At 54.6% G+C, this 11,818-nt stretch carries 8 protein-coding genes; 2 read left to right on the forward strand and 6 right to left on the reverse strand.

The window, feature by feature from the left end; translation table 11 throughout:
- Positions 1-108: 108 nt before the first annotated feature.
- Positions 109-1,395 carry a S9 family peptidase gene (locus tag RAL90_RS00360; protein WP_306252549.1) on the forward strand — a complete coding sequence of 429 codons (1,287 nt, stop codon included), beginning with the start codon at positions 109-111 and terminating at the stop codon, positions 1,393-1,395.
- 7 nt (positions 1,396-1,402) lie between these two features.
- Here the strand turns inward: RAL90_RS00360 and RAL90_RS00365 are convergent, their stop codons facing one another.
- The 6 genes from RAL90_RS00365 to apaG all read right to left on the reverse strand — a co-directional run bounded on the left by RAL90_RS00365 (position 1,403) and on the right by apaG (position 10,521).
- Positions 1,403-2,692 (reverse strand): TolC family protein, encoded by a 1,290-nt coding sequence (locus RAL90_RS00365; RefSeq protein WP_306252550.1) that lies wholly within the window; start codon positions 2,690-2,692, stop codon positions 1,403-1,405.
- 6 nt (positions 2,693-2,698) lie between these two features.
- A complete protein-coding gene (locus RAL90_RS00370) occupies positions 2,699-4,012 on the reverse strand; it encodes an HlyD family type I secretion periplasmic adaptor subunit (protein WP_306252551.1) in 1,314 nt (437 codons plus the stop codon).
- 21 nt (positions 4,013-4,033) lie between these two features.
- Positions 4,034-5,842 carry a type I secretion system permease/ATPase gene (locus tag RAL90_RS00375; protein WP_306252552.1) on the reverse strand — a complete coding sequence of 603 codons (1,809 nt, stop codon included), beginning with the start codon at positions 5,840-5,842 and terminating at the stop codon, positions 4,034-4,036.
- A gap of 181 nt (positions 5,843-6,023) precedes the next feature.
- Entirely contained in the window at positions 6,024-8,408 is a 2,385-nt protein-coding gene (locus RAL90_RS00380; protein ID WP_306252553.1) for a hybrid sensor histidine kinase/response regulator, read from the reverse strand.
- Between the two features lie 184 nt (positions 8,409-8,592).
- The gene (locus RAL90_RS00385; protein ID WP_306252554.1) at positions 8,593-10,068 is read right to left on the reverse strand and encodes a TrkH family potassium uptake protein; all 1,476 of its coding nucleotides are present in this window, start codon (positions 10,066-10,068) and stop codon (positions 8,593-8,595) included.
- Between the two features lie 60 nt (positions 10,069-10,128).
- Complete coding sequence (apaG, locus tag RAL90_RS00390) at positions 10,129-10,521, reverse strand: Co2+/Mg2+ efflux protein ApaG (protein WP_306252555.1); 393 nt, start codon at positions 10,519-10,521, stop codon at positions 10,129-10,131.
- A gap of 167 nt (positions 10,522-10,688) precedes the next feature.
- Here apaG and RAL90_RS00395 point away from each other — a divergent pair, with 167 nt between their 5' ends.
- Positions 10,689-11,795: a 2'-deoxycytidine 5'-triphosphate deaminase gene (locus RAL90_RS00395; protein ID WP_306252556.1), complete on the forward strand. Its 1,107-nt coding sequence runs from the start codon at positions 10,689-10,691 to the stop codon at positions 11,793-11,795.
- Positions 11,796-11,818 lie beyond the last annotated feature (23 nt).

Genomic DNA, 11,818 nt, shown 5'->3' on the forward strand with positions numbered 1-11,818 from the left:
TGAAATTTTCGCGCACTGAGGCTTTGTTCCATATGTGAAGTTATGACATCGTCATGTTGCCGCAGGCTTTGAAAAGGGTCTTCAGGCTGACGGGCATGGGATTTGATCATGATGCAGGACGCTAAACGAATACGCTTTTCACTGATTATACTGTGTTTTTTTCTGGTCACAGGCTGCGTGCGCCTGACCATGTCATGGGCTGACCTGACCCCGGATCGACCGGAAGCGACACCGGAAGTGCTTGCTGCATTTGATGATCAGGGGCGGGTGCTGACGACAGCTGATTGGCAGGAGCGTGTTCCTGCCCTGAGACAGGCCTTTCAGGAACATGTTTATGGCATTCTGCCGGATGAGTCGGGTGCACGTATCGTTGATCGCCGTCTTGTTGCAGATGATTTGCTCGAAGGGCGCGCCCGGTTGGAAGAGCTGACGGTTGAGGTGTCGGCTCGTTTTGGGGAAGTGCCGGAAAGAGCCGCCACGTTCAAACTGCTTCTGGCAACGCCCAACGCCGTGAAGGGCTCTTCTCCATTGATCCTGATGGAAACATTCTGTCCCAATCACAATACGATACCTCATGAGGGCGTCTCCCGGCCAGACACAGGGGGCGGATGTGATGGCGAGGGGCCAATGGCAATGGCTGTGACCTATGTTTTCGGGCGGTACATTGCAACACCGCCACTGGCTGAAATCTTTGATCGTGGTTATGCGCTCGCCACTTTCTATCCGAGTGAGTTTGTGCCCGATCAGGCAGGTGCCGGCCTCTCCGCCTTGAGGCGTTTCTCAGACGGGCATTCTGATGACGAAACGCGGTGGGGAGCTGTGGCTGCCTGGGGATGGGGATTTTCGCGGGCGCTGGATGTGCTGGCACAAGAGCCGACAGTGGATATGGCCCGGGTGATTGCCTATGGACATTCCCGTTATGGAAAGGCGGCGTTGTTTGCCGCTGCTTTTGATGAGCGTATTGCGGGCGTGATCGCCCATCAGTCAGGTACGGGCGGCGCAGCGCTCAGTCGCGATAAGGCCGGTGAAAGTGTTGGTGAAATCACGGATGCTTACCCGCACTGGTTCGCCCGTCAGTATGCGGCTTATGCAGGACAGGAGGAGAAATTGCCAGTGGATCAGCATCAGTTACTGGCATTGATTGCGCCGCGTCCGATGTTGCTCGGCAATGCACGGCGCGATGTGTGGTCCGACCCTGAGGGGACATTCGTTGCCGCGCAGGGCGCGCACCCTGTATATGACCTGCTTGGCACCAGTGGTCTGCAACAGACAGACCTGAAAGCATTCATTCCTGATGCAACATTGTCATTTCATATTCGCCCGGGCACCCACGGTGTGACCGAAGATGACTGGCCAGCTTTTTTTGACTTTCTGGAGGCGCATTTTAGGGAATAGCCTGTGGCTATTCGTCCAGACCGAAAACGGTTGTGCGCAGCGTAAACAGATTATTGTAATACTGATAACGCGTATTGATTTCCTGACTGGCCGTCGAATAGTAGCGCTCTGCTGCCTGCACCACATCACCTAGCGGGCGGGTGCCAATTCTGTATTCACTCTGTATACTGTCAAGTTGTGTACGATAATTGATACGGGCATCTGCAAGAGCTTTAAGTGTTTCCTGCTGTGCCTGAATGCGCACCCAGGAACGGGTCACCGTGTCTTCCAGAGCAATGCGGGCCGAGGTCAGTTCGCTGTTGGCACTGCGCAGACGCGCGAGGGAGTCATCTACCCGCGCCTTGCCGAGGCCGCCGCTATAGAGCTGGCTGGTAACATTAAGGCCGATCCGGTCCCGCGTGATGAAGTCGCCTGTGGGGCCGTTAACGTCAATATCCTCTTCATACGCCGCAAATGCCTGAAAACTGATGACGGGCAGGCCGGCCCGCCTATTCTGTTCTGTAGTTGCCCGGGCAGAACGGATTTGCGATTGGGCACGTTTGAGCGAGGCAGCATTGCGGGCAGCGACATCCAGAATGCTGTCGAGTGTTTCACGCTCGATCACGTCTTCTGTATCATCCGCATAAATAAAGGCTGAGAGACCGGTCGTACAGGCCGTGTCAAAGTCCAGCAGCAAGGCAAGCCTGGTGAGGGCCTGATCCCGAACGAGTGTTGCATCAATGCGTTGTGAGGTCGCAATGGCGGCACTGGCTTTTACCTGACTCGCATCTGCAATGGTGATGGCCTGAGCACGCAAGCGCTCATCTGCGGTCATGGCGTCTTGCAGGTAATATTGTTCCTGCTCTTCGGTTAGCACCTGAATGGCAGCAGAGCGTAATGCTTCAAGATAGGCTGTGCCGGTTTCCTGTGCTACGCGCACTTGCGTTTCTGCGATGCTGTATTCTGCGGCCTGCACCTGTTCCTGTGCGCTGGCGCGCGCCATCTTGTTGGCCCCAAAGTTATACAGGGTTTGCTGAAGCTGGATGCCAACCTGATTGTCGCGTTGGTTGTTCTGTAAACGACCGTCGCCCTGACCTGTCTGGGCGAAGAAAACAACCTGCGGACGGTTCTGGGAGAGAGTGGCCAGCAGATTCGCTCTGGCAAGATCACGTTCGGCTTCCGCCCCCTCAATCTGGGGGTTTATCTCCCCAGAAATGGCCAGAGCATCTTCGAAGGCAATGCAACTTTGGTCAGTCTGGGCCATCGCAGTGCCAGAGAGAGAAGCTATGGCAGTGATGATGGCGACGACGCGGTGCATGGGGACCTAGCTTACTCTGCTGCCTCTATCGAAGACATTGAAGATCGGTTCGAATAATATCTCTGCGAAGGTACTCTTCTGACCATTCGCTATAAAAGCCTCTACCGGCATTCCGGGTATAATATCAATGTTATTTTCAGTTTTCAGGGTGGAGCGGTCAAGCAAAATACGCGCTTCATAATAGCTGACGCCTGTTTCCGGCACCTGCTTCAGATCAGCGCTGATGGAGAGAACTTCGCCATCGATGCGCGGCTGTACCCACATCTTGTAGGCCGAAAGCTGTGCCTTGACACTCTGGCCCGGCTGGACAGCATCCCGGTCTGTGGGGTTGATTTGCACCTGCGCAACCAGGTCCGAAGTATCGGGCACAATTTCCATAATCGGTTCGCCGGAGCCGACAACGCCGCCAATTGTTGTGAACGAAAGGTTCAATACTTTGCCAGAGCGCGGGGCTGTAATGATGGTCCGGGAAAGCACATCCTGGGAGGCGCCCAGTTTTTCTTCAGCCATTTCAGCATTGCGCCGCGCTTCGAGTAATTCGCCGGAATAGCGTGCTTGCGCCACAGCAACAGCACTCTTTATTTCTTCATCAATTTCCAGGGCCGTCACACGCGCTTCGTTCTGGCTGGCCCGCAATGCGGATAATTCAGCTTCCAGGCTGGCCACCTCACGCTCTGATGCCTGAACACGGTCAATGGTTTCCCATTTCTGGTCCAGGAAAGACAGACGTCTGGTCAGATCGTCGCTGGCAAGACGCAGAGAACGGCCAACGGCGTCAATCTGACTGACCAGGTCACGTTCGCGGGCTTTTTGCGTTGCGCGCCGAGCGGTCAGTACGCTGATTTCTGAATCGAGACTTCTGACGGTCTGGTCGAACAGGCGCTGTTGGCGCGCGATAATTTCTGTACGTGTTCTCTCGTCAATAGGCAGATCGTCGAGAACTGAAAAATCAGGTGCATCGCCAGCATCCAGAAGACTGGTCAATCGCTCAATGGAGGCAAGCTCTACCGCGAGCTCATTGGCGACTTCATCGCGTCGCGCGAGAGAGGCAATCTGGCCAAGCTCGACCAGTACATCACCTTCTTCGACAATATCACCTTCCTTGACATGCAGTGTACGAATGATGCCGCCTTCAAGATGCTGCACTACCTTGCGGTTGTCTTCAACGACAACCTGACCAGAGGCTGTCACGCCTTCGGCCAGTTGCGCAAAGGCACTCCACAGCACAAAACCCCCAATGAAGAAAAGGCAGGCTGCAGAAGCCCAGAAAGTGGGCCAGTCCTGGAAGTTCAGGAAGAATTTTTTTTCTGTAGGCTGCATCTTGATGACCTGTTACTGTTCTTAGTCGTTTTGCCCCGGCCCCGTACCACCTTGGGAAGGCGGATTGAGCTGGGCCCGTTTCTGGTTCAGATCACTGATCTTGCGTAAATATTCGTCACGCGGCATCAGGCCGACTTTACCATTCTGTATCACCAGAACGCGGTCGGCTGCATTGATAATCCTTACATCATGTGTCGCAATGATATACAGGCTGTCCCGATCAGCCTCAGGGATTTTGGAGAGGCGCGCAATCTGTTGCAAAAAGGCTCCGACCATGGTCGAGTCAAGATGCGCTGTTGGTTCATCCAGCAACATCATTACAGGATTGTCGAAAAAGGCGCGGGCAAGACCAACGCTCTGGCGCTGACCGGCTGAAAGGTGTGCACCATGTTCGCCGATCTGGGTATCATAGCCCTCCGGCAGGCCCAGGATAACGTCATGGCATCCGGCGCGGCGGGCTGCTTCATAAACGAGGTCCGTATCAGGATCTGTGAAGCGCGAAATGTTTTCAAAAACTGAGCCGGTCAGCAGTTCCACATGCTGTGGCAGATAGCCAACATAGCGGCCCCGGTCTTCTGAATTCCAGGTATGAATATCGCGATTGCCAAGACGCGCGGTACCATGGGCGGGAAGCCAGGCACCGGCAAGCGTTTGCATCAGCGATGTCTTGCCGCAACCGCTTGGCCCCAAAAGCGCAACAATCGCGCCGCGCTGCAGTTCAAATGTCAGTTTCGGCAGCAGGGGCTTCTGCGCACCCGGCGCTGCCACTGAAAACTCTTCCAGTTTCAGAATGGGAGAAGGGCGCGGCATTTTTGTAACCTTCTCACCTTCCTTGAGCATTTCAGACGTCATTCCTGCGGCGACATATTTTTTCAGGTCCAGCCATGATTGCTGGGCACGGATCATCTGGCGCCACATGCCAACGGCCTGGTCAATAGGTGCAAGGCCGCGGCCCATGATGATTGAGGCGGCAATGATAGCGCCGGGCGAGATCAGTTGTTGCAGAGCCAGGGCAGCAGCGGCACCTAGGATGCCTACCTGCAGAATCTGCCGGAAAGAACGGGATGTGGCGCTGAGGAAATTGCTGGAATTGACCGAGCGCAGACTTTCTGTAATCGCCCCCTGACGCTTTTCCTGCCAGCGGTCGATAATTCGGTCTCCCATCCCCATACTGACAATCGCAGCACGTTGCCGCACTGTATGTGCGAGCATGGTCTGGGCAGCGTTTTCCTGTTGCGCGGCATCTTCAACAGACTTCTTGGAGGTCGAGTCCGTGAACAGGGCGATACCCAGCAGGACTATGGCGCCAGCCAGGCCAAACACACCAAGAGACCAGTGAATGGCGAACAGGATGAGCAAAAACAGCGGCGCGAACGGCGCGTCCAGCATTGGCGAGATTGTGCCATTGATCAGGAAGCTTTGGGCGCGCGACAGATTGCCGACATTCTGGATGATGGCCGCAGGGGGCATGCGGGAATTATGGAAACCGGCGCGCAGGGATACGCGGTCAAGCGTTTCACCGAATTCCTTGCCGGCATTGGCAAGCACGCGCTTGCGCCCGCCTTCAGCGGCCACATACATGAGAAGCAGGAAGACAGCGATGAAGGTGAGGACGATCAGCGTCTCGACAGAACCTGAGGTGAGCACCCGGTCATAGATCTGCAACATATACATCGGTGCGACCAGCAACAACAGATTGACTGCCACCGTAAAGCCCAGTGCACCACGTACATAACGCCAGAAAACACGCTTTGCTGACTTGATTTCCGGTACCAGGTCCGGTTGCAGGGCTGAATGTTGTTGCCCGTCTGTACTCTGTTGACTGTCCACTATATTTAATGCTGCTCTCGCAACACTCCCACCAAGGTTCTGTGCGTTATACGTAAAGGAACATGGTTACGGAAGCCTTAGCTTGGCCTTCAAGGCCATGTAATCATTTGATATTTGCCCTAAAGGTCAATGGCCCAAAGGACACTTTGGATGGGTGTGGCTGCGGATTGCCTGAGGCTGGCTAGCCAGCCTGTTTTTGAGGAGTACTCGCCGCCTGTAAACCTGTCCATTTGCCGATGGTTTCCATAATCAGCGCCTGTTTGATCGGTTTTGTGACGACAGCATCCATACCGCTGTCCATACAGCGGCGCTGGTCCTGTTCCATCACATGGGCTGTGGCGGCAATAATTGGCACTCTGGCTTCATTGCTTTCCTGTTCAAGGCGGCGGATCATCCGGGTTGCCTCTAGGCCGTCCATTTCCGGCATGGAAACATCCATGATGATGATGTCAGGTTTCTGCTGCTGGAAGGCCTCCACAGCAAGCTTGCCATTGTCAGCAAGGCGCACGTCGGCGTTGAGGGTCTGCAGCATGGTCTTGATGACCATCTGGTTTACCACATTATCTTCAGCGATCAGGATATTCAGTTTTTTGGGTGCCGGGCCTGTTGCCTCGGTGCTCTCGGCAGGAGGGCTGGCGGCGCGTAGTTTCGTGCGGGCTCTGTTGAGGCCGCTAATGCCGCGATTATAGAGACTGGCGCTGATCGCATCCATCAGCTGTGAAGCGCGGGCAGGTTTTGTCAGCCACATGTCGAACAGGTCGCGTGCGCCGGAACTCGCTTCCGAGCGCTCGCTCAGGGATGAGAGCATCAGCACAGGGCCGGCAAAGGGTGTATCGCCAGACCGGAGTTTCTGGGTAAACTTAACCCCGTTGGGTCCTGGCATATTGTAATCTGTAATGATGAGATCGAACGGCGTGCCGGTCTGGTGCTGGCGTGCGACGGCTTCCAGTCCTTCGCCGGCATTGGCAGCTGCAACGGCGCTTATGCCCCAGCTTGCCGTCTGATCAATCAGGATACGTCGGTTATCGGCATTGTCATCGACAATGAGAACGTGCAGACCTTCCAGCGTGACGGCCGCATCATAGCGCCCTGACGCGATGCTCTCATCCACGGGCAGCGTCAGTTCGAACCAGAATGTCGAGCCATTGTTCAAAATGCTCTGTGCCCCAATGTTACCATCCATCAATTCGACAAGACTGCGGGATATGGCAAGGCCGATGCCCGTTCCCTGATATTTGCGGGTGCTTGTGTTGTCGGCCTGCTCAAACTGCTCGAACATGCGCTCGATCTTGCTTGGCGCGATGCCGATGCCCGTGTCCTCGACTTCAATTCTCAGATTTGCATTCGCGTCAACAACACTACCCGTAACGCGCACGGCGACATGCCCGCGATCGGTAAACTTGACCGCGTTGCCAACCAGATTGGTGATGACCTGACGGATACGCCCGCCATCGCCACTAAAGCCCTCCGGCAATGCCGGGTCATATTCAACCAGCAGCTCAATATCCTTCTCCCGGGCACGGGTGGAGACTATCGCCATGACATCCTGAATAGAGGTGCGCAGGTTAAAGGGTTCGGGGACCAGAGACATCTTACCGGCCTCGATCTTGGAGAAATCGAGAATATCATTGATAATGGTGACAAGACTGGTGCCGGAAGAAAGTATTATTTCGGCCAGTTCTTTCTGCTTCTGGTCAAGGTCCGTCTTGAGGAGTATTTCGGATATGCCGATTACTCCATTCATTGGTGTGCGAATTTCGTGGCTCATATTTGCCAGGAACTCGGACTTGGCCCGGGAAGCCATTTCGGCGTTTACAGCAGCTTTACGGGCTTCCTCCGCATAAGCCTTGGTATCATCAAGACTGACCGACAGGCGGTCCAGCATTTGCTGGAGGGCAAGGCCCAGTTGCCTCGTCTCGGTGGTCCCGGCGATGGGTATGTCCGTATCAAGAAAGCCTTCAGAAACGGAGTGCGCGCGACGGGCAAGAGTGTGCACAGGGCGAGATATTCTGCCCGCAAGCAGGAAAACCAGAAGACAGCCAAATATGACAACCGGCATGCCAGCAAGCATATAATGGCTCAGGTTGGATGCCGTAATCAGCCAGTAGTCCTGGCGCTCAACCATTACTGTCAAAACACCGATGATGTTTCCGTTGACGAGCAGCGGTTCATATATTTCGAGATTAAGGTCACCGTGGACAACCGTTCGGTTAGCCCCTTTGAGGATGCCAAGCACTTCGACGGATAACGGACCTTCGAACGTGTGATCGCCATACGGGTTGTCTGTAATACGATAGGTTTGTGATGCGTCAATAACCTCTGCATGGCTAATATTCTTGCGCGTGGACAAAAGTTTCAGGACGTTACTGACCGCGTTGAGATTATCGCTGGCCAGTTGTGTTTCAATGTTGCGGGCGACAAAATCAGTATTGTCAATTGCCGTATCATAAAGCGCGAGGGCTTCTTCACGGGAGAGCAGATAGGAATTGTAGAGCGCCAGAGATACCGTCAAGATACTGAGCAGCGAGATGACCAGTAATATCAACTGGCCAAACAGGCTGTTCACAAAGTTGGTTATTCCGGATGTTCTCAACAACACTGGTTTGCCCGTACGGCTTGATCAACCTGCAATCTGGCGCATTGAGATAAAAATAGGGTAAAGAGATGGTATCTGTATAAAGTCGCCCTACAGATTATTTAATCTTCTGTTAAGACTGGTTTCCAGGATCTCAACATATCCGCTTCAGGCTTTAATTTCGCCAGAAGCTGGGTGCCAGTAATACCAGTACGGTGAAGATTTCAAGCCGGCCGAGTAACATGGCCGCTGACATGGTCCATTTCGCCCCGTCGGGCAGGCTCTGGAAATTGCCTGTGGGGCCGACCGTTTCGCCCAGACCCGGACCGACATTGGCAATAGCTGTCCCTGCCGCGGAAAGTGCCGTCACCGGGTCCAGCTGAAACATGGACAGGATAACAGCAACTGTCGCGAAGATGGCAAAATAAACGAAGAAGAAACTGAAAACGGAGATGAAAACTTCATCTGTCAGCGGTCGGCCATTATAACGGGCGATAAAAACCCCATTGGGAAAAATCAGCCGCTTGCTGTAAATCGACAAAGCCGCAAAGACGACCTGCAGGCGGAATACTTTAAGGCCGCAGGAGGTGGAGCCCGCGCAGCCGCCAACAAACATGACACAGAAGAAAAAGCCATGGGCGAAGGTGCCCCACAGCCAGTAATCCGTGCTGGCATAACCTGTGCCGGTCATGATCGAGATGACGTTGAAGGCTGAAAGGCGGGTCGCGGTAAAGAGGTCATATTTGAATTCGAAAAAGATCAGCAACATCATGATCGTCACGAATATGCAGGCGATGAGGAGGAAAAACCTGGCCTGGCTGTCAGAAAATGCCGCTGTCCATTGTCCTCGCACGGCCAACAGGTACAGACCAAACGGTAGTGAGCCAAGGCACATGAACAGTACACAAACGAGGTCAACCGGGCCGACGATATCCGGGTCAGTCAGGAAATAGCCAAAGGAATCATCATGAGTGGAAAAGCCACCCGTCGCGATGGTGGTCATTGCATGATTGATCGCATCAAACGCATTCATGCCCATGAGCCAATACGCAAAAAAGCAAAGCGCCGTGAAGACCAGATAGATCATGGTGATGGCTGTTGCGATCTGGGATGCGCCGGGCAAAATCTTGTCTGATGTGTCAGAGCTTTCCAGCCGGAAAAGCTGCATCCCCCCAATAGACAGCATTGGCAGAATGGCGATGGCCATGATGACAATGCCGATCCCGCCGATCCATTGCAGGATGGACCGCCACAGCAATAGCCCTTTCGGGGCCTCATCAAGATCACTGATGACTGTTGAGCCGGTTGTGGTCAGTCCTGACATGGCCTCGAAGAAGGCATCGGTCACGCTGAGATCATATTCTCCCATTGAGAACGGTAGGGAGGCAAAGAAGACCAGTACAAGCCAGCTGAGCGAGGTAATCAGAAAGCCCTGACGAACATCAATGCGTTCAATGCGCCCCCAACTTGCGGTTGCGGCTGTGACCCCGAAAAGCAGGGAGAGAACGGCGGCGGCGGCAAAGCCCCGCCAGTCCTGCCGACGTAACGGGTCATCCTGCAGCAGGTCGGCGATCAGCGGCACCAGCATGGCAACGCCAAGACCAGCTGTCAGCAGACCCATTATGAGGAAGACCGGCCTGAGATTGATCATTGCAAAGCCATGACTCTAACCGGGGAAGAGGTCAATAAAGTGAATGGTGCCACACAGTTGCTAGTTGATCTGGCGCAACTCGTGAGGGCTATCGAGGGAAAAGGCCGGAATGACAGCTTCAAAATGCTCGCCCGTCATGGTTTCCATGCCATAGCTGCCAACCATCAAGCCAGAGGGCGTGGTCAGTGGCGCGCCGGATGTATATTCAAACACATCGCCGGGAAAAAGCATTGGCTGCTCACCAACGACGCCATCCCCGTTGACAACTTCCGTGCGACCATCCGCATCTGTAATGCGCCAGTGGCGCGTTTTAAGCTGGACAACATCGCTTGACGTATTGTCGATACGGATTGTGTAGGCCCAGACGTAATGATCGTCATAAGGTTCTGACTGGTCTTCAAGGTAATCCGGTTCGACGGAAATGCGAATACCGCGCGTTTCGTTCTCGTACATGGCAACTGCCCTGCTATACTAAATCTCAAACAGCAAGAAAAATAGCGACCCGGACTGTACTCGGCAAGCAGCAAGCTGATAATTATCGCGTGTGTGTCGCCCGACTGGTGCAAGGCACATCACAAGGAAACGCTTCCAGTTGCAGGAATCGCCGCTAAGGTCAGCGCATGTCTATTCAGTCAAACACTCAGGGCGTGTTCACCGCCGCGGCCTTGCAGGCAGCAGTTGCCGAGAACGTAATTCAGCTCGCTGGTGCGGCCTCGACCCGTCAGGTTCAGCCTGCCAGTCTTGATCTCACGCTCGGGGAGCGCGCCTGGCGTGTGCGCGCATCCTTCCTGCCGGGGGCGACGCGAAACGTCTCAGATTGCCTGTCCGGGCGTTTGTTCATGCATGAACTGAACCTGCGTGAAGGTGCTGTTCTGGAACGTGGCTGCGTTTATCTGGTCGAATTGCGTGAGCGGTTGCAGTTGCCGCAGGATGTCTCGGCCTTTGCAAACCCTAAAAGCTCCACAGGCCGGATTGATGTTTTTGTGCGCCTCGTAACGGATCAGGGTACTGCTTTTGAGCAGGTGCCAGCCGGCTACCATGGCAAGCTATATGCTGAAATCAGTCCAAAGACGTTCTCAATTCTTGCGCGTGCTGGGTCTTCGCTGAACCAGTTGCGCCTGAAACGCGGGCAGGTTCTGTTAGATGATGCTGACCTTGCCACGCGCCATGCAGCAACGCCGCTTGTGTCGCATACCGGACGCATTGCTCAAGGCTTGCGCCTGACGGTACAGTTGTCAGGTGCTGAAGGTGATGTGATCGGCTACAGGGCCAGGCGTCATGCGGGCTTGATCGATGTAGACCAGATCGGGGCGCTAGATCCGGCAGATTACTGGGAGCCGATTTTTGCGCGCGCCGACCCACACCTCATTCTTGATCCGGATGAATTCTACATTCTCGCGTCAAAGGAATGGCTTCGTATTCCACCGGATCTGGCGGCTGAGATGGTGGCGATTGATCCGCTTGTTGGCGAGTTTCGGGCCCATTATGCCGGTTTCTTCGATCCCGGTTTCGGTTGGGAGGGGCAGGATGATGCAGGCTCCCGGGCAGTGCTGGAAGTGCGGGGGCATGATGCCCCGTTTGTGCTTGAGGATGGTCAACTGGTGGCAAGACTGGTTTATGAGAGATTGTGCGGTACGCCGGAAAAACTTTACGGTCAGGATATGGCCTCGAATTATCAGGGGCAGGGATTGAAACTGTCCAAACATTTCATGCCATGGCAAGGTTGAGCCGGGTAAAGATGGGCCAGGTA

Source organism: Parvularcula sp. IMCC14364, from assembly GCF_030758415.1.
GTDB lineage: Bacteria > Pseudomonadota > Alphaproteobacteria > Caulobacterales > Parvularculaceae > Aquisalinus.

Bases quoted from the DNA above. Each gene is read 5' to 3' on its own strand.
- RAL90_RS00370 (WP_306252551.1), bottom strand. From the start codon at position 4,012: ATGCAGCCTACAGAAAAAAAATTCTTCCTGAACTTCCAGGACTGGCCC.
- RAL90_RS00360 (WP_306252549.1), top strand. From the start codon at position 109: ATGATGCAGGACGCTAAACGAATACGCTTTTCACTGATTATACTGTGT.
- RAL90_RS00385 (WP_306252554.1), bottom strand. From the start codon at position 10,068: ATGATCAATCTCAGGCCGGTCTTCCTCATAATGGGTCTGCTGACAGCT.
- apaG (WP_306252555.1), bottom strand. From the start codon at position 10,521: ATGTACGAGAACGAAACGCGCGGTATTCGCATTTCCGTCGAACCGGAT.
- RAL90_RS00365 (WP_306252550.1), bottom strand. From the start codon at position 2,692: ATGCACCGCGTCGTCGCCATCATCACTGCCATAGCTTCTCTCTCTGGC.
- RAL90_RS00395 (WP_306252556.1), top strand. From the start codon at position 10,689: ATGTCTATTCAGTCAAACACTCAGGGCGTGTTCACCGCCGCGGCCTTG.